Raw genomic sequence first — 18460 nt, forward strand, 5'->3', positions numbered from 1 at the left:
TGCCATGCACATTACCGCCCATCAGACGGATATGCTGACGCTTTCCTGCCGCCGCTACTGGTTCAAGCCCATGGCGGCTTTTTTTAATGCCCTGCAGTTGCGCGCCTATCAAGCGGCCAGCGTGGAACTCGCCTCCCCCGTGCTGGACGTGGGATGCAGTGACGGCGGGTTCGGCGTTTTGTTGAGCGATGCGTTCGGCAGGCCTGATCACCTGGTGGGCATCGAATTGCTCAAAGGCGCTCTGGACGCGGCCGGACCCGAGGCCCTATCCCTGTATCGAGAAATGCTCCACGGGAGCGCCACCAGCCTGCCGTTCCCGGACGATTCCTTCCAGACCGTCACGGCCAACGCCAGCCTGTTCGCCGTTCATCCTGGACTGGACGAGGCCATCGCCGAGTTCCATCGCGTCCTGCGGCCGGGAGGAACCTTCTACGCCTCGGTCTGCACGGATCGTTACGACCAACATTATTGGCTGACGCGTCTTTTCCGACGCGCCGGATCGGACTGTCTGGCCCGCCGCTACGCCGATTCCATGAACACCCGGATGATGCAGACCCACATGTTCAGCCCCAAGGAGTGGCAGTCGCAACTCGTCCGGGGGGGATTCGTCATTCGTCAATGCCACGGGTTTCTCTCCCTGGCCGATACACCGTTCTGGAGCTTTCTGGCCTGGACCCCACTGCGCGTCAACGGGGTGCTGCGATACATTTCGTATCCAACCTGGCGCAATCGCGTCGCGGCGTGTTACGAGCATCTGTTTCGCAAGCGTTTCGAGTCGACCCGGGCGCTGCTTCCTGCTGATGAAAGCGGGTATATTTTCATTGAGGCCAAGAAGCTCTGAATTTGAAATGTCATTGTAATCCATCTTGAAATGCGGCGATTGTTTTTTTAACTGAAGAGTGTTGCCGTTTGCCACCACTGAAGAAACGAAGAATGAGATTGTTCATGGACAACATTTGTCAAATACCACCGGGTACCCCGGTTCTCGTCACCGGTGCGACGGGGTTTACCGGGATCGTGCTCACTCGCAAGCTGGTCGAGGCTGGCGCGAAGGTCAGCGCGGTGGCCAGGAGCAGTTCCAATCTGGAACCGCTCAAGGATTTGGACGTTTCGTGGTTCAGGGGCGAGGTGTTCGATGAACGGATCATCGCCCAGGCCATGGCCGGGCAAGAGTATGTCTTTCATGTCGCGGCCGCTTTTCGACAGGCCCGCAGCTCATACCAGGATTATTGGAACGTCCATGTCGGGTCCACCCAAGTCCTGGCCCGCGAGGCTCTAAAAAATCCGCATTTCAAGCGCTTTGTCCATTTTTCCACCATCGGTGTCCATGGGCATATTGCCGAACCTCCAGCCACCGAGGACGCTCCGTTCGATCCGGACGACGAGTACCAGCAGACCAAGCTGGAGGCCGAACTGTGGCTCCGGGCCCATGCCGCGGAGCATAAACTGCCGTATACGGTGATCAGGCCCGCGGCCATTTACGGCCCCGGCGACCGCCGCTTGCTCAAGCTGTTCCGGATGGCCCTCAAGCCCGTGTTTCTTCTCCTGGGTAAGGGCAAGTGCATGTACCATCTGGTGCATGTGGATGACCTGACCAACGTGTCCCTGGTCTCGGCCACCCATCCGGACGCACTGGGCCAGGCCTTCATTGCCGGGGCCGAAGAACCCATCGCCGTGGCGGATATCGCCAGGATCGTCGCTGAACATTTCGGCAGAAAGCTGAGAGTTGTTCGCCTGCCCATCAGCCCCTTTTTCCTTGCCGCGGACATTTGCGAGCGCATCTGCCGCCCCCTGGGCATAGAGCCCCCGCTGTACCGCCGCCGGGTGGCTTTCTACTCCAAGGACAGACATTTCGACGTGACCAAGATTAAAACCATGCTCGGCTATGTGCCTCGACACGCCAATAAGGACGGCATTCTGGAAACGGCTCGCTGGTATGCGGAGCAGGGCTGGTTGAAGGCTTGAGTTGTTTCGGCATTGACTCTCCGTTCCTGGGGCATACTCCTGTGTCATCCAAGGAGGGTTTCGCACCATGACCAAATACATTTCTTTCACAATGCCATCGACCATTGTCGGGTTACTGATTCTGATACTTGTCGTGTCCTTCGGCTGTACACGGGAGGACCAGTCTGCCAATGCGAACAGTACCTCGGATGCACGTATTGACCGGATCGAGGATTTGACCGGCGCCCACACACGGGTCGTCTGGGTTCAGGATCTCGGCCAAGGTGGGAACCCTGGGGCCCAGGGCGACAACCTGCGCCTGATGGGTTTCGATTCACGGGACGGCCATGGTCAGCGGGTTATCCTGGATGGGCCGGCTAATTTCGCCAAGCCGTACATCACCCCGCGCGGCGATCGGGTGGTTTATACCGATCGTACCCGGGACGTCGTGATGATCGTCAACTGGGACGGCTCAGGGCTGCGCGAAGTGACTTCCGGCACGGGCTTGGCCGTGTGGATGGACCCCTTTACCGGTCACGAATGGCTGTACGTCGGAATCGGACAGGATGGGAACCGGGCCCCTACCAGGCAACGCATGGAGCGGGTCCGCCTGGATGATCCCGGAGTCCGGGATCTTGTCTGGGACCAGACCCCGGTGACCGAGGACCAGGTTCAGCTTTCCATCGACGGCAAGATGGCCGGAGGCACCTTTCCCTGGCCCCACGCCGGTGTGGCGCGACTGACCGAGGGGACCTGGGACAGGCTGGCCCAAGGCTGCTGGCCGTCCATCTCACCGGACGACCAGTACCTGTTCTGGGTCTTCGACGGATCGCACCGCAACCTGACCATGCAGCGATACGGCACAGAACTCCGCTGGCAGATGCCCATCAACACCGCTCCCGGCATCGACGGCTACGAGGTCTATCATCCGCGCTGGTCCAACCATCCCCGGTTTCTGGTGGTCACCGGGCCGTATATCAGCGGGGGCGGCGGCAACCGGATTCGTACCGGCGGGCCGGAGGTTTCCCTGCATATCGGCCGCTTCAGCGAGGATTTCACTACCGTGGAGGCTTGGCACCGTCTGACTGACGATACCTTGACGGACTACTACCCGGACGTCTGGGTGGCCTCCGGCCTGGAGATGATCCAGGCCTGGGCCGCCGGAGCCGAATCAACAGATGCTCCAATTGATGCTCCAACTGAAGCTCCAACAGATGCTCCGGCTCGAACCAATATCTCAGAGCACAGCGCTGCCGCATCCTCGCCAGCTCCAGACAACGGCCTTGTCTTTTGGTGGGAGAACGCCGCTCGTTCCAGCGTCCTCGACTCCAAAAGCAACCGGTACCGCGACGCCCACCTCGAACCGCGCGGCACGGCCAGGCTGACCAGGTATTTCGCCATGGACACGTCCCGGGGAGGGCACTTTATCCTGGAGCAGACAGACGACATTCTCTCAGCCCTTCGGAATACCAATCAACTGACCATTGAGGCCGTTATCACGCCGTCCTTGCCGGACCAGTCCGGACCGGCGAGGATCATCACCTTTTCCTCGGGACCAAGTGCTCGCAACGTCACCCTCGGCCAATCCGGAGACCGGCTGGTCCTGCGGCTCCGCACGGAACGGACCGGACCCAACGCCGTTCCGCCGGAGTTGGATTTGCTGCCGCTGACTGCCGGAGAACCGACCCACGTCGTCGTGACCTACGCGGACGGACTGGTAACCGCGTATGCCGACGGCCAACATGTCTTTTCCTCTGATGCCGTTCATGGCGGATTCGGCACATGGTCGCCGCAACATCTGTTGTTCGGAGACGAGTGGAGGGGAGGGCGGTTCTGGGCCGGACAACTGGAAGGCGTGGCCATTTACAATCAGGTCTTGACCCCGGAGAAAGCGGCCCAGCGTTACTCGGAAGCCCAAGCCCGCGTCGCGGATCGAGCTCCTGCCGAGGTGTTGGTTGCCCGGGTTCGACTCCTGGAAGCGCTGCCCGTGCCTACGGTGGAGGCGGTCGCGCCCTATCAACGGGCCTTGCTGGTGAACCGTTATGCCGTGGAGGAGGTTCTGGAAGGGGAGGCGCACGGACAGGAGATCCTCATCGCCCATTGGGTGATCATGGATGGCCGGGTCCTGGAAACCGCCCCCCGGCGGCAAGGCGATGTTTTCCAGCTCCGTCTGGAGTTTTTCGATGACCGGCCCGAGCTGGAAGGCGAGAAGATTTCCTTGGAAGGGCACGATTTTCTTTTGCCCCTGTATTACGATGTTCAGAGTTGAGGCACGGATGTCCCGTCACATCTCCCATTCACAACGGACGGCATTTTGAACAGTCCTTATCGGGATCATCTGAAACTCTTTTTCCGGGTTGCGTTAAGTCTGGGCCTCCTGGCGGCCTTGGCCTACACCATCGATCTTTCCGAAATGGCCCGGTTGATGGTCGGTTTGCGCTGGGAGATGTTCGCCGTATTGCTGCTCCTGGTACTTGGGGAGCGCCTGCTGAGCACCTGGAAATGGCAGGTTCTGCTCATCGCCCACGGCAGTGACCTCACCCTGTGGCAACTGTTCCGCATCCAGATGACTTCCGGCTGTTTCGGCTTGTTTTTGCCGTCTTCCGTCGGTGTCGACGTCCTGCGCATGGTGGCCATTTCCAAGTGCAGCACCAAGCCGGTGCAGGCCGTGGCCGCTTCGGCGGCGGACCGGGCCATTTCCGTCTTCATCCACCTCTTCCTGGGGGCAGTCGTTGCTCTTGTGGCCGCCGGCGAGTATCTGCCCTGGCCCATGGCCGTTGTCTTTCCCATCCTGTTTCTCGGTGTTACCGGCGTGGTCCTGATTCTTGCGCTCCCCACCTTGAACAAGTGGGTCGCGCCTTTGCTGCGCCGAACCGTCGGGGAGAAGATCACCGGCAAACTCAAGGAGTTCTATACCAGCCTTCTGGCTTACCAGGATCATAAACGGGCGCTCATCACCAACGTTGCCATCTTTGGGCTGATGATCGTTCTGCGCATCATTATCGTTTATACACAGGCCGTGGCCCTGGGCATTTCCGTCGATCCATTCCTCCTGGCGATGGTCCTTCCGTTGGTCTGGGTGGCCCTGATGCTGCCCATTTCCATCGGTGGGCTGGGTCTCCAGGAAGGGGCGTATTTTTTCTTTCTTCGCGGCATCGGCGTTGGCGGCCCTGCCGCCCTGGCCATTTCCATCCTGGAGCACGTCGTTGTCCGTGTCGCAAGCCTGCCCGGACTCTATTTCTATCTTCGCGGAGGATTGGTGGGTGGGAAAGTCGGGCGACCCATCCAGCGCTGAAACGTCCGTCCGTACCGGGCGCGCAGAATGCTCCCCAACGAAATTCGTCCCTCTCCAGGCAGTCTGCGCAGGAACTCGGCACTGATCCGCACGATGTGATCCGTGGGATCATTCATCCGGTTGCCGGTGGAAAGCGCCGGACAATTGGTCGGTCGGCCCGGCAGGACGCCCCACCAGAAGGATTGATACCCGACCTCTCGTCCGATTCTGAGCGCTTCTCCGGTCCCATCGTACATGGGGAAGGCCAGGTGTCTGACCCCGCTGCCCAGCCGCGCTTCCAGGATTTCCCTGGCCAGGCGTAAATCCTCGTCCATGTTCCGCGCGGGTCCGCGAGCCACGGTCTCGTTCATCCGCGCATCCGCTCCACACAGAGGCACCGGCTCCGGCCAGCGCGGAAAATACCGATGCTCCAGGCTGTGCGACTGGACGTCCACGAATCCGGAACGCCGCATCACCCGCAACTCCTTCCAGGTGCAAGGCCGGTGTTCATCGCCCACGACCTCTTCGGCCAGATCGTGAAATTTGGGCGCGGCAAAGGCCACGGCGCGACAGCCGTGACGCTCCAGGAGGGGCAGGGCGACCTGGAACAAGCTGCGCGAGCAGTCGTCAAACGTGAGCACCACGCTGGGACCGCTGAGGCTGAATTCTCCGCGCAGAAACGCGACAAGTTCGTCGGCGATCAGTGTCGCGTAGCCGTTTTGACGGAGATATTCGAGGTCTTGACGCAGCTCCGGGCCGACCACGTCGTGATAGCAGAAAACCGGGACCGCATCCGTTCTCTGCTTGGGGACGCGAGCCAGGACGAAATCCGGGACCGATCCCGTGGCGGCGCAGCGGATTTCCGGCCAGTTTTTTTCCCAGGTGGAACGAAGGCGGCGCAGCATGTCATCGGCCTCGGTGCGCGGACTTCAAGACCTGTCCGTAGACGGCGATCAAGTCCTGAACATGAGACTGGATTGAAAAGCGCTGGACGAACGTCCGCGCCTCCGCGACAACGGATGATCGCAAACCCTCGTCATCCAGAAGACGCCGGATTTGGCTCACCAGGGCCGCACCGTCCCGCTCCGGTGCCAGGACTCCGGTCCGGTCATGGCTGATCAGCTCCGGTATGCCGCCGACCCGGAACGCGGCCACCGGTCGCCCGGCGGCCATGGCCTCCAGGGCGCAGAAGGACAGCCCCTCCATCAAGGACGGAATCACCAACACGTCCACGGCCGCCAGGATGTCCGGGATGTCCGACCGCTGTCCCGTGAACCGCACGGACGCCGATGTGCCGCTCTTGTTCAGAATGGCCTCGCATTCCGCTTTGGTGGGTCCTTCACCGACGATCAGGACCTGGGCCTCGGGATGCGTTCGCAACAGTTCCGGCAGCCAGGGTAGAAAAAACGCCTGCCCCTTTTCCGGTGAAAGGCGGCCGATGACGGCCAGCACCGGAGCGGTTGTCGGCAGTCTGAACTCCATGCGGATGCGCTCCCGTGCGTCCGAGGCGGTATTTCGGTATTTTTCCAGATCGATCCCGTTGTAGAGCACCGTCACCCGATCCGGGGAAATACCGAACCGCTCCCGCGCCAGCTTGCCCACGGCTTCCGATATCACCAGGCACCGGTCCGTCCATTCGGCCATGGCTTGGTGGAGCAGTCGAAACATGGTCCCGGGTATGCTGGTATCGTGCAGGTGGGTAATGACCTTGCGTCCGCGGATGCGTCCGGCCGCCCGGCCCAGAAGAATCCCCTTCATTCCGGCAGCATGTACGATATCGCTTTGATCCCGGTTGATCATCCGCAGCAGGTCGAACAGAGCACAGGGGTCCCATTTGCCGCGGTTCAGGAAAACCGGCTGGACGCCCTTGTTTTCGAGAGCCTCGGCCACGGAGTGCCGTTCCCGCAAAAAACAGGCCTGGACATCGATTCCCTGGGCTGTGAGTTCAGGCAGCACCGTCAGGAAATACGTCGTCGCACCAGTTGTTATACCGTCGGCGTATCCAAGGTGGTCGCTCAAAAACAGCAGCCGCATGGGTGATCCTTTTCCTGTGGCGTTTAACCCAGACCTACCGCTTCCGGGTAAATTCGACATGGTCCACGGTCATGTCCGCGTTGCCGAAGTAGTCGAACAAGAGATTAACGGGGAGGTTGTTCGTCACGTCCAGATGAACGTATAGAGGTCGACCGGCGACCACAGGGTAGACCGGGCCCTGTTTCGCGTTCCAATCCGTTTCCACATGCAGCATGCCGAGTACAACGCCTTCGTCAGCCGAAGAATCAAAGGAAAAGCGCACATCGTATTCTCCTGGTGCAAAAGGCATTTTAGGCCCATAGAAAATAACCCGCCGCGGCTCGTACTCGCGGCGGAAAACCAAGTGCCCCGATCCTAGGTCAGTGAATCCGGCATGGAAAAAACTGGGCGCGGGTATCTTAAGGGACTCTCCCGGCTTCAGAAACAGCCACTTTCCAGCAGTCAACAAGGCAGAGTCAAGGTTCACCGCGCCCGCAACATGCTCCAGGCGAAGGCCAATTTCCGCATATGACGAGACCGGAGCGTAAATCGGAATCCATACCCAGTCGGATGATTGCACCGCCACAGTTTGAATGAACATTGTCTCGTCGTTTTCATGGACCTGTGCCTGAAGCTCTCCCTCTCCTCTGGCCCGGATCAACCAGCGTAGTTCAGGGGCAGGCGGCACCCCGGTCGGTGACAGATTCACCACCGCATCCGGTCGGTTCATAGCCAAATAAGCGCCTCCACTGGCGGCGAAGTCCTCAACATGTTCGGCGTTTTCTATCCTGGAGCGCTCCATCTCCCAATGTCGGGCCGATAAAAAGGCATTCCACGTCTTCACGAACGGGAATCGCACCAACGAGTCAGCGCTGTCCGAGCGTGGCTTTTCCAGCATTCTGAAGGCCCAAACAGCCCCATCCTGTTTCAGAAATTGTAGCCTGGGATGCTCCAAAAAGCCCCGGATGGCAAAGGTCACGGGAAATGGTGCCACCTTTTCCGGGTACATGTCTTCATGCAGGATTAAATGGCCGACGCCCCAGGACAAAAACGTGTCAATCTGCTCATCCTCGAGGTATCCTTGGTTGATATTGTAAAAGCGCAGGAATACGTTCTCGAAATAGGCACTGGAGAAGGCCGGACTGTATCCGTTGACGAGCCTCACGTGATGGGCCAAGGCGAAGTGTTGGTAAACCGAGGCTAAATGGCTGTCTCCAGGCCACAGGGTCACCACCACTGCGCGAGGCACCATGCCCTGGGCTTGGGCGTCCTCAACCACTGCCAAGTAGGCCCCTTGAGTTTCTTGAAGCCGAGTCAAAACGGGCGAACTGAGAACCGTATATCCTATTATTAATACGGCACTGAATGCGCACAGGCAAAACGTCCGCCACCATGGACCAAGCGGTGCGACGCGAATCAGGGCACTTAGGGATAGTGCACCGGCCACTGCCATGAACGTCGGCATCAGACAGAAAATTTTTCCGGCTTGGCGGATCATGGCGTACGGCGGAATCAATTCCCGAACGAGCCCGAAAAGGCCGCCATGTCTTAATCCATGCGGGCCTAAGGCTAGAATTGCCGCCAAGGCCGCTCCTGCCATCAACAGGCTCCAATAAAACAGCCTTTGTGACTCATGCCGCGGTCGTCGTGCCGCCAACACGAATGCTGCCAAGCCTCCAGCCGCCAACAGGCCAGCCAAGGGCCAGCCCAGATAGACCTGGGCGGAGGCAGTACTCGGTTTCCACTCGAAAAAACCATCCTTGGTTGGAGAAAACAGCCTTACCTCGCCGAGGCTTCTCCCTCCGGCCATATGCGTTTCTTCCAGCATCGCCGACTGGAACCGAACCACGAAGACGACCAGCACCGCCCCAACCGCCACGGGTAGCAATGCTTTGAACAGTGTCAGGAAACGGTGCGACCATCTCCCCGGAATGGACGATTTCATGGTCAGAGCCAGCAAGCACCAGGCGGGCGTGGCTAGAACGCTAAAGAAAAAGACGTGTACGTCGCCAACGTAAGCCAGCATGAGTGTCGCGGCGCTGAGCAAACCGCCTCGGATACTGCCGTCCCGGACGGCTTTGTCCAATCCCAGGAAAATGAACGGAACCCACATCATGGCAAAGCCGGTGGGGCTGGCGTCGAACTGGGTGATCCAGCGGTACGGGAGCACGATGGCGAAGACTCCGAATAGCGCCGCGATCCATTCGTCCTCCACGTAGCGGCGTACCAGCAGCCAAGTCCCCAGGACGGTGAACCATAGTGAAACAATTACCGCCAGATTCATCCCGAAGGCCTGTCCCAACAAAGAAGCCCCCAGGGCGTAAATCAGCGAGAAGGGCAGATAGTATCCGCCTGGGAAGTAACGCTCCTCGTCGTTCCCGACATTGAACTCATAGAGGTTGTAGAATATCGGCGTGGCTCCAGTGACCCATTCCTTGACCAGTTGGTAGTAGTAGAGCAACTGCAATGCGTCACTGGGCATCATGGGCTGGATATCACCGTCTCCGCCGTGGGAGGAAACGGTCACCGCGGAAGTCACATGGAGCGGCAAAGGCCAAGAGAGGGCCGCCCAGGCCAGTAAGGCCAGCATCAGGCTCAAGGGAAGCAATAGTCGTATCTTCATGATCTCCTCTCAACCATGTTTCACGGCTTTGCGGGGATCGCCCCCGTCCAGGTCTCGACGAGAAATCCCGTCCAGAGATTTCCCGCCGAATTGTCTGGAAAATTGATCTCGAATCCGATTCGTTGACCGGCACTGATTGACGGTGTGACCTTGCCCGTTTTATTGACAAGTTTTGCATCGAACACTTTGCCACCGTATATGCTAAAAATGACAGCGTACAGTCACGCAACTATTAATTGATAGCGCTGTAGCTTTTATATTTTTTTACTCTATATATGCTGTTAGCATTCGGAATAAGCGTCATTAAATCTAACAACAAGCAAAGAAAAATTATGATTTTTACTGCAAAAATTGTACAGCATCGTGATCTTCTTTTAAATCTTGTAAAAAGAGAGCTAAAAGGTCGATACAAGGATTCCGTGTTAGGTTTTTTGTGGAGTATCCTTAATCCTCTTTTTCTGGCAATAATTTACATGTTTTTTTTAAGGCTGCTTGTAGGTCGTGGAGTTCCAACTGAGGACGTGATCATCGGTGTTTTTGCTTGGCAATTTACCGCACAGAGCATATCCGGAGGCATGTCATGCATCACCGGAAATGCAACTCTCATAAAAAAAGTCTATTTCCCACGCGTTATTCTGCCGCTATCCGTTATTGCCGGAAATTTGATAAATTATGTACTGACAATATTTGTCCAATTATTTCTTTTGATTTTTGTGCTAGCTTGGAAAGGAAGTATGCTTGGGATAGGCTTGTTTGCAATGCCTCTAGTTGTCTTGTATCAAACATTGTTTATCTTAGGCATGGTTTTAGTTGTTTCATCGGCCAACGTATATTTCAGAGACATCCAACATCTCGTCAATCTACTTTTGACGGCTTGGTTCTTTATGACACCGGCAATTTATAATCTCACCTTCATTCAGCCTATTCTTGAACAGTTTCCTTTTTTGGGTAATCTCTATTTCTTAAATCCAATGGCTTCCATCATTACGATGTATCGGGCCCTGCTTTTGCCGGAAAGTGTTTTCTTCTGGTCCTGGGGGGTCGTTCTTGGTTTAGTTTGGCCAATAATTTTCCTCTATTTCGCGTACCGGATTTTTCAGTCCGCGCAACGTAATTTTGCTGATTACGTTTAATTTGAACATGTTGCCGCATTGGTAAGCATTTGTCACCGCAACTTCGTTCCATTGCAGCCGATACCTCGGAAGCTTTAGTGAGAGCGGTATACCTCGTCATGTGAGAACGGAATGCAAAAAACCTCTTGTTTGCCGAAGTTGTTCGCAGACTGTCTGGAGTTCAAGGTTGTCCGCTATTTTTTCGTCGGCGGTGCGGCAGCCGTCGTTGATCTTTCCTTGTTCTTCATTTTCGCGTGGCTTCTGGGATTTAACTACCTGCTCGTGGGGGCAGGCGCGTTCACTGTGGCCGCCATTTTCAACTATCTCTTATCCATTCGTTATGTCTTCGTAAGCGGTGTTCGGTTTCGTGGAAAAAAGGAGTTCGCCTGGGTTTACCTGGTCAGCGTCTTCGGTCTTCTGCTGAACCAGATCATCCTTTACATCGGCGTGGACATCTTGCACCGGGACATGATGTTGGCCAAAATCGCCGCCATTGGGCTTGTTTTCGGCTGGAACTATCTGGCCCGAAAACATTTCGTTTTCAAGACCGTTTGTCTGTAAAATCCGCTCTCCCCCCTAGCTATCGACGTTACCTCATTGATATTTCACGAATAGTTGACAGTGGCCATGAATTTACGGCTTCTCGGAGCTGTTCCGGTAGAACCGCCGTGGCCCCGATCTGTCCGACCACGACTCCGGCCGCGTAGTTGGCCAGGAGGCAAGCTTCCAGGGATTTCAGTCCTGCTGCCAAGGCCAATCCCAGCACGGCGATGACCGTATCCCCGGCGCCCGTCACGTCATAGACCTTCCTGGCGGCCGTGGGGATGTGGACGGCTTGAGAGGGAGAGCGGAACAGCAACATTCCCTTGGCTCCCAACGTGATCAGCAGCTCCCGGCTTTCCAGCTCCCGCATCAGACGTTTTCCCGCCGCGAAAACATCATCCAGACTGTCGCCCCCCGCGCCGTCGTGACGCACAAGGCTTTCGACCCCGGCTTCCCTGGTGTTCGGCGTGAGCAGGTCGACTCCGCGGTACACGGGATAATTCTTTGGTTTCGGATCGACGATGATCAGAGGCTTGTGGGCCATCGACTCACGGATCGTTCGCAGCCTGTCCATGACCGGCCCGGAAACCAAGCCTTTTCCATAATCGGAAACGATCAGCACCCTGCTCTTTTCGAGCGCCTCGTCGACGCCGTGCAGGAGGTCGTCCAAACCCTCCGTCGAAGGGAGGCAGACGGATTCCCGGTCAACCCGGACGATCTGTTGCTGTTGGGCGATGATCCGGGTCTTGCGGGTCGTGGGACGCTGACACTCTTGAATGCACTTGTCCTGGATTCCGTGTTCCCGAAACATCTCGCGCATCCGCTCACCGGAACCGTCGCTTCCCAAAAAACCGAACAGCTGGGCCTGCCCTCCCAAGGCGGTAATGTTTTTCGCGACGTTTCCAGCTCCGCCAAGCCGATATTCCTCGCTTTCAATCCGGACGACGGGCACCGGGGCCTCCGGCGAAATCCGCTCGACGGCGCCGAATATGTACTCATCCAGCATAACGTCGCCGACAATGACCACCGTGTTCCCGGCTAAGCGGTCGATGTTCGCGAGCAAGTCTTCCGGGTTGTAAAATGTGTTTGAAAACGACGCATTCATGGCAAGACACTCATAATGCCTCAACTCCCAGTTTTCCCAGTAACCTGACCAGTTCTTCCTTGGATCCATAGCGCATGGTCATGCTTCCCTTTTCTTCCGTTCCACGGAGCTTCACCCCTTTCAGCCCGATTTCACGGACGATCATCTCCTCGAATCTGGCCATTTGTTCGTTCTTTTCGCTCAGCGGTTTTGTTGGCGCTTGCCGGGCCTGGAACCCGAAGCGACCATGCTGTTTCCAGTAGGCGGCGTGACGTTCGCACTCGCGAACACTGAGGTCGTCGGCGACAATTTTGTCCCGTAGCGTTATTTGACTCTCCGGATTCGTGATCCCCGCCAGTACCCGCCCGTGTCCAGCCGTGTAGAATTTCTCTTGAATGTCCTTTTGGATATGTTCCGGGAGTTGCAATAAGCGGAGTAAGTTCGCGATATGGGGCCGACTGAGCCCTGTTCGCTCGGCGAGCTCGTTTTGCGTGGCTTGAAATTCAACTTGAAGCTGCTGGAGGGCTTGGGCTTGTTCCAACGCATTGAGGTCTTCGCGCTGGACGTTCTCGATCAGAGCCAGGGCCAGACTTTCCTTGTCCCCAAGCTCCCTGATGATCACCGGTATGTGTCGCAGCCCGGCGAGCTTGCTCGCTCTCCACCGCCGCTCCCCGGCCACCAGTTCATATTCGTCCGGATTTTTCCCAGGCCGAACGAGGATCGGCTGCAAAACCCCTTGCGCCTTGATTGATGCAGCCAGTTCCTCCAGGGATTCGGTTGAAAAGTATTTGCGCGGTTGATATCGGTTCGGCCTCAGGCTATCCACGTTGATCAACATCACGTCGCGTCCGTTCTGGTTTTCATTCCGCCCCGTGTCGCCCAGCAGCGCACCGAGTCCTTTACCCAACCCCCGTACAGCCATGAACCTCCTCCTTCCACCTTGACATCGCGCGAACAAGGATCATTTCATAAGCGCGGACATATTGCGCAACCTTGAACTGCATGAAACCATTAATAGATTCTTACCAAAAACAGGAGACAGCATGCCCTCTAACGACATTGTTCACGCCTTCGACGCCCAAGGCAAACCGCTTGGTGTCTTTATCCCGTTTGCCCTGTGGGAGCAACTGGACGAGAAGATACGAAGCACATTGGATCGCCCGGCTTCCAAACTTCAGGGATTCAAGGAGCCCATCAGCGACTGGGAGATGCTCGTCTCATGCTGGGATTTCCCCTATCCCGTTGATATGGACGTCCATTGTCGACTCTGCGACAATCAAACGCTGGACTGGAGACAGGATGCTCCACGGAAATTCTTGCTCAAGGCGGCCAACCTCGGAGGCTTGGTATCTTTTGAATGTTGCCAATGCCAAGCCCGGATACGCAAAAATCACTTCAAGGATGCCATTGACGTAAGCTGCACCCCGCCGGGCGCAAGATAATCCCCCTTGTCGCATTCAATCCGTACGGCAATGCCAACGGCCCGACACCCTGGCCCTCATCTTGAGGACCAGGGTGTCGGGCCGTTTTTCGTTTCCACGAAAAAAAATCGTAATATTTAGCAAAATTCTGATGAAAGGCAGAAACTGGCCAGGCCTGGCTTGCTTTGATTTTGCGGCCTCGCAAACCTGACTGAGCCAGGATTCGGTCTTCGTACCATTGCCGGAATTTGAAGCGCCGCATGCTGTTTATTCACGCAATGGCTCGATCTGCGAAGTCGGCGAAGGAGCTTACGAGACCGTAAATCAAGAAAGCAGGGCCTTGGCTGAGTAGTTACAGAGAGTTTTTCCTTAACCGTGCCCTGCGCCGTGTTTTCTTTTCTCTTCGAGCCGACCGAAGCATTCTTCCGAGAACTTGAGATATGCCTGCGAACCTTTGGACTTGATATCGTAACTGATCACCGGAAGGCCATGGCTGGGGGCTTCGGAGAGCCGAACATTACGAGGGATCGTCGTCGAGAACACCAAATCGGGAAAGTGGGTACACACCTCGCTTTCCACATCCTTGGTCAGATTACTGCGAGGGTCGTGCATGGTCAGCACAACGCCCAACAACTCCAATTCCGCGTTCAATCGCTGACGGACCAACGTATAAGTCCGCATCAGCTGGGCCATTCCCTCCAGAGCGTAGAATTCGCACTGCATCGGCACCACCAAGTGACGACCCGCGCAGAGTGCGTTCACCGTCAGCAGGCCCAGCGACGGGGGGCAGTCAATAACGATAAAGTCAAAATCGTGCCTCAGGGAATTAATCCCGTCACGCAAAAAAAATTCACGATTTTCTTTTTCAACCAGCTCCAGCTCCGCGCCCACGAGGTCCGATGTGGCGGGGAGCACGGATAAATATGGGAAGTTCGTTGCATGAACGGCCTTATGAAAATCCTGAGCGGAGAAATAGACGGAATAGAGATCGTCCCGACCCGCCTGCTTGTCCCAGCCTACTCCACTGGTGGCATTCCCTTGAGGATCGCAGTCAATCAGCAAGGTTTTTTTTTCCATCACGGCCAGGCATGCCGCCAAGTTCACAGCGGTGGTCGTCTTTCCCACCCCACCTTTCTGATTCGCAAGCACTATGACTTCAGCCACGTCATACCTACTAAATGTTTACCATATGCCATTCCCAGCGCGGACGGCCGACCAGCCCCCGGCATGACGTATCGACTTCGAACCGCGAGACGACAGGGCCGGAGAATGAGGGCACCCAAAAACGCAAAACTGCTGAACAGCTATGGATAGTTGGCAACTCTTGGTGTGCATGGAGCACGGAGGGTTAATGTTTCACGTGAAACATTAACCCTCCGGCTTGAAGGACCGATGACAGAATTCTTGAGCATCTCGAAGAGCGTCAAGAAGAAGAACGGCTTCTTGAACGTTGTGTTTCTTGACGACCATGTGCAATTGGCGAGTCAAGTGGAGAAAGTCTTCCGCTTCGGAATGCCACGATTCATTCGCGTTCATGGCCATTTTCTCAGTTGCTTGCAAAAAGGAGGTGACTTCTTTTAATGCAGGCAATTCACCGGAATCCGCGGCCTGCATAATCACTGAAAACAGATCGTGCATTTGGGATTTTAGCGCTGGAAAATTCATCGGATGAACAAAGTGTTGAGGTTAATCGGAAATACTTGCTCTGACTACTGACGATTCAATCTCAGAAAGTCAAGGGGAATAGGCAAGATCGTCGCTTGTCCGGAAGCTGCCATCTCTCGCATTGTCTGAAGGTATCGCAACGAAAGCGCTTCTGGGTTGCGGGAAATGATCTCGGCGGCCTGGGTCAATTTTTCAGCAGCCTGGTACTCACCCTCGGCATTGATGATCTTGGCGCGACGCTCACGCTCAGCCTCGGCTTGCTTGGCCATGGCTCGTTGCATTTCGGTTGGCAGGTCGACATGTTTCAGTTCAACGCCGGAAACCTTGATGCCCCATGCATCTGTCTGGGCATCCAAAATCGACTGAATTTGCATATTCACTTCTTCGCGTTGGGACAAAATCTGGTCCAGTTCAACGGAGCCGCAGACGCTGCGCAAGGTCGTCTGAGAGAGCTGAGAGGTCGCGAACAGAAAGTCCTCAATGGCCAAAACGGATTTGGACGGTTCGATGACACGGAAATAGATGACGGCATTGACTTTGATGCTGACGTTGTCCTTGGTGATGACGTCTTGGTGGGGGACGTCCATGGCAACAGTTCGCAGACTTGTTTTGACCATCTTATCTAAAAGAGGAATCAAAATGATCAAACCGGGGCCCTTTGTCGCGACATACCGACCTAATCGAAAAATGACGCCACGCTCGTATTCGTTGAGAATTCGAATCGCTGAAAAAAGAAAAAAAGCGACAATAAGCAGTAACGGGAGAAAAGAAGAAAAAGCACCCATGAAATCATCCTCCTGACATGTTGTGTGTTGACGTTGGGATAATGTGGAGAACAAGCCCGTCGACTTCGGAAACAGAAACCAAGTCGTCGGGTTGCAAGGACAAAGGGGTTTCACTGACAGCCGTCCAGGTTTCTCCTTGCAGGTGGACGACGCCATGGTCCTTTGACCAGTGTCTGACTTTCGCGGTCTGACCAATCAACTGGTGGGGTCCACTGAACGGTTTGTTGCGATGGGCTTTTGCGACCAGGTACAAACAGAAGCCGACAAACGCGGAAATACCGATGGTCGTAACGATAATGCTGGGCATGGGGACTCCTCCAATCCCGTACTCAAACCGAAACAAGATTACCGATCCGAAGAAGATGGAAATCACGGCGGCCAGGCTGAGGAGTCCGAAGCTTGAGATCATCAATTCGAGTCCAAAAAGCATCAGACCAAAAAGGATCAGCAGGAGACCGGCGACATTGGTCGGTAAAATGGATAAAGCGTATAGACCCAGGAGCAGGCAAAGGCCGCCGAGGACGCCGGGGAAAATCGCGCCTGGATTGGTCAACTCGAAAAAAATCCCCGCCAACCCGCCCATCAACAAAAAATAGGCGATCTGGGGATCCAGCATCCAAGCTAGAATGGAATACCAAAGACCTGGCTCGAAGTCGACAAACGCGACATCGTCGATACTGAAATAGACTCGCTCATTGTGCCACTCAAAGCCGCGAATGCCGATCTGCTCGACGTAGTCAGGAACACTGACCGCAACGAGGTCCACCACGCGAAGCATGGCTGCCTCGGTTCCCGTCAGGTTGGCGCTTTCCTTCACCGCGCTGACGTACCAGTCGACGTTTCTCCCGCGACTCTGGGCGGATGCGCGAACTAAGCTTAGGAAATCATTGAGTATTTTGTCGGCCATGGCCTCTGGGATATCCTCTCCTCCGACACCAACGGGGCGGGCGGACCCGATGTTGGAGTTGGGGCTCATCCCGGCAATGGCTGACGCGGCGACGAGGAAGACTCCGGCCGAGGCCGCGCGTGAGCCGTCGGGACCGACCCAGATGGCCACCGGCAAGGGAGCGTTCAGAATCTGTTTGACCATGTTTCTGGTGGTCTCTCCAAGACCTCCCGGCGTATCCAGTTGAAGAACGAACAGTTGGGCTTGCTCCTTGAAGGCATGGTTTATCGCCTCCTCAAGAAGATCTTGCTGCGCGGGATTGATGGAACCCTGAATCTTCAGAACATGGACCGGAAAGCGGTCATTGGCCGAAACAGGAGCGCCGGGAAACAATAAAAGCGAAACAAGGAATAAAGAGAATAAGAGCGCATGTCTCATAAGGGGGCTCGCTTGGGTAAGAAAATCGATGTCGAATCCATGTATGGGAGTAAATATTCGGGCTCAGGGGGTCAAGCCGCGGATGATGTCCCAAGCCGCTTTTTTGATCAGCTTGTTGTCGGGCAGCATATCGTCGAGGCTCGGCAGGACGACATGCCTGGCCCGCGACGAGTTGGAGGCGTCGTGAAGCCCAGACTGGGAACGGCCAGCGAAAAGTGCGTCGACGCAGCCGCCGAAATCAAAGATATATTTGGGGTTGACTTCATTAATGACGCGGAAAAAACTGGCCTGCATGACCTCACCAGGAACTGGTATGGGAGCATACACGGCCGACGGCCAAAAAGCCACATCCTCCAGGCTCCAGGGCATGGCTTTGTCGATGATGGCGTGGATCAACCGCATCCGTGCATCGTTGGGCCGTCCTCGAAAGTCATGGTCCAGGTGCGTATAGGTAATGATCGCGGCGATGGGTGGTTGGAGCCGTCGCCTGTAGAACATGAGAGGTTCAGGATAGTCGAAATCAGGGACGGTGCTATTCGGTGCTGAGGGCTGGGGCGGTGCAGATGCGGCATCGCCCGCTATTTTCTCGACCGGCTCAGAAGCGACACGCGGTATCCGCAGCACGAATCGCAAACCGATTTCTCGCCAAACACGGGTTCGCTCGTCCATGGG

17 protein-coding genes are annotated in these 18460 nt (G+C 56.2%); 7 read left to right on the forward strand and 10 right to left on the reverse strand.

Annotation, left to right across the window (positions count from 1 at the left end):
- The first annotated feature begins 4 nt into the window (after positions 1 to 4).
- The 4 genes from AC559A_RS00555 (at position 5) to AC559A_RS00570 (ending at position 5239) form a co-directional block, all read left to right on the forward strand.
- Positions 5 to 841 carry a class I SAM-dependent methyltransferase gene (locus AC559A_RS00555; RefSeq protein ID WP_498815543.1) on the forward strand — a complete coding sequence of 279 codons (837 nt, stop codon included), beginning with the start codon at positions 5 to 7 and terminating at the stop codon, positions 839 to 841.
- Positions 842 to 945: 104 nt separating this feature from the next.
- Complete coding sequence (locus AC559A_RS00560; protein WP_498815545.1) at positions 946 to 1965, forward strand: NAD-dependent epimerase/dehydratase family protein; 1020 nt, start codon at positions 946 to 948, stop codon at positions 1963 to 1965.
- A 67-nt stretch (positions 1966 to 2032) separates the two neighbouring features.
- Positions 2033 to 4213, forward strand: a complete 2181-nt coding sequence (locus tag AC559A_RS00565) for a LamG-like jellyroll fold domain-containing protein (RefSeq protein ID WP_498815546.1) — start codon at positions 2033 to 2035, stop codon at positions 4211 to 4213.
- 45 nt (positions 4214 to 4258) lie between these two features.
- Positions 4259 to 5239, forward strand: a complete 981-nt coding sequence (locus tag AC559A_RS00570; RefSeq protein ID WP_498815547.1) for a lysylphosphatidylglycerol synthase transmembrane domain-containing protein — start codon at positions 4259 to 4261, stop codon at positions 5237 to 5239.
- Here AC559A_RS00570 and AC559A_RS00575 read toward each other — a convergent pair.
- The 3 genes from AC559A_RS00575 to AC559A_RS00585 are packed head-to-tail and all read right to left on the reverse strand — an operon-like array spanning position 5185 to position 9854.
- Positions 5185 to 6123, reverse strand: coding sequence for a polysaccharide deacetylase family protein (locus AC559A_RS00575; protein ID WP_028572948.1), 939 nt, complete (start codon positions 6121 to 6123; stop codon positions 5185 to 5187). The two genes, AC559A_RS00570 and AC559A_RS00575, sit on opposite strands and share 55 nt — an antisense overlap.
- Position 6124: 1 nt before the next feature.
- The gene (locus AC559A_RS00580; protein WP_498815549.1) at positions 6125 to 7252 is read right to left on the reverse strand and encodes a glycosyltransferase family 4 protein; all 1128 of its coding nucleotides are present in this window, start codon (positions 7250 to 7252) and stop codon (positions 6125 to 6127) included.
- 34 nt (positions 7253 to 7286) lie between these two features.
- Complete coding sequence (locus tag AC559A_RS00585) at positions 7287 to 9854, reverse strand: hypothetical protein (protein ID WP_498815551.1); 2568 nt, start codon at positions 9852 to 9854, stop codon at positions 7287 to 7289.
- A 332-nt stretch (positions 9855 to 10186) separates the two neighbouring features.
- Between AC559A_RS00585 and AC559A_RS00590 the strand changes: the two genes are divergently transcribed.
- Positions 10187 to 10987, forward strand: a complete 801-nt coding sequence (locus AC559A_RS00590) for an ABC transporter permease (RefSeq protein ID WP_028572951.1) — start codon at positions 10187 to 10189, stop codon at positions 10985 to 10987.
- Between the two features lie 111 nt (positions 10988 to 11098).
- Positions 11099 to 11527, forward strand: a complete 429-nt coding sequence (locus AC559A_RS00595) for a GtrA family protein (protein WP_498815553.1) — start codon at positions 11099 to 11101, stop codon at positions 11525 to 11527.
- A 28-nt stretch (positions 11528 to 11555) separates the two neighbouring features.
- Here the strand turns inward: AC559A_RS00595 and rfaE1 are convergent, their stop codons facing one another.
- Positions 11556 to 12614, reverse strand: a complete 1059-nt coding sequence (gene rfaE1 / locus AC559A_RS00600) for a D-glycero-beta-D-manno-heptose-7-phosphate kinase (protein WP_498815555.1) — start codon at positions 12612 to 12614, stop codon at positions 11556 to 11558.
- A gap of 10 nt (positions 12615 to 12624) precedes the next feature.
- Positions 12625 to 13515, reverse strand: coding sequence for a ParB/RepB/Spo0J family partition protein (locus AC559A_RS00605; RefSeq protein WP_028572954.1), 891 nt, complete (start codon positions 13513 to 13515; stop codon positions 12625 to 12627).
- Positions 13516 to 13576: 61 nt separating this feature from the next.
- Between AC559A_RS00605 and AC559A_RS00610 the strand changes: the two genes are divergently transcribed.
- Positions 13577 to 14035 carry a hypothetical protein gene (locus AC559A_RS00610; RefSeq protein WP_245590066.1) on the forward strand — a complete coding sequence of 153 codons (459 nt, stop codon included), beginning with the start codon at positions 13577 to 13579 and terminating at the stop codon, positions 14033 to 14035.
- Positions 14036 to 14383: 348 nt separating this feature from the next.
- Here AC559A_RS00610 and AC559A_RS00615 read toward each other — a convergent pair whose 3' ends face one another.
- The 5 genes from AC559A_RS00615 to AC559A_RS00635 all read right to left on the reverse strand — a co-directional run bounded on the left by AC559A_RS00615 (position 14384) and on the right by AC559A_RS00635 (position 18457).
- Complete coding sequence (locus AC559A_RS00615) at positions 14384 to 15178, reverse strand: ParA family protein (protein ID WP_028572956.1); 795 nt, start codon at positions 15176 to 15178, stop codon at positions 14384 to 14386.
- A 204-nt stretch (positions 15179 to 15382) separates the two neighbouring features.
- Complete coding sequence (locus tag AC559A_RS00620; RefSeq protein ID WP_028572957.1) at positions 15383 to 15679, reverse strand: GAK system XXXCH domain-containing protein; 297 nt, start codon at positions 15677 to 15679, stop codon at positions 15383 to 15385.
- A 44-nt stretch (positions 15680 to 15723) separates the two neighbouring features.
- Positions 15724 to 16464 carry a slipin family protein gene (locus AC559A_RS00625; protein WP_035261866.1) on the reverse strand — a complete coding sequence of 247 codons (741 nt, stop codon included), beginning with the start codon at positions 16462 to 16464 and terminating at the stop codon, positions 15724 to 15726.
- Between the two features lie 4 nt (positions 16465 to 16468).
- Positions 16469 to 17788, reverse strand: a complete 1320-nt coding sequence (locus tag AC559A_RS00630) for an NfeD family protein (protein ID WP_498815558.1) — start codon at positions 17786 to 17788, stop codon at positions 16469 to 16471.
- Between the two features lie 63 nt (positions 17789 to 17851).
- Positions 17852 to 18457: a hypothetical protein gene (locus AC559A_RS00635; RefSeq protein ID WP_498815560.1), complete on the reverse strand. Its 606-nt coding sequence runs from the start codon at positions 18455 to 18457 to the stop codon at positions 17852 to 17854.
- Between the last annotated feature and the right edge of the window lie 3 nt (positions 18458 to 18460).

Source organism: Desulfonatronum zhilinae (assembly GCF_900182865.1).
Classification (GTDB): domain Bacteria; phylum Desulfobacterota; class Desulfovibrionia; order Desulfovibrionales; family Desulfonatronaceae; genus Desulfonatronum; species Desulfonatronum lacustre.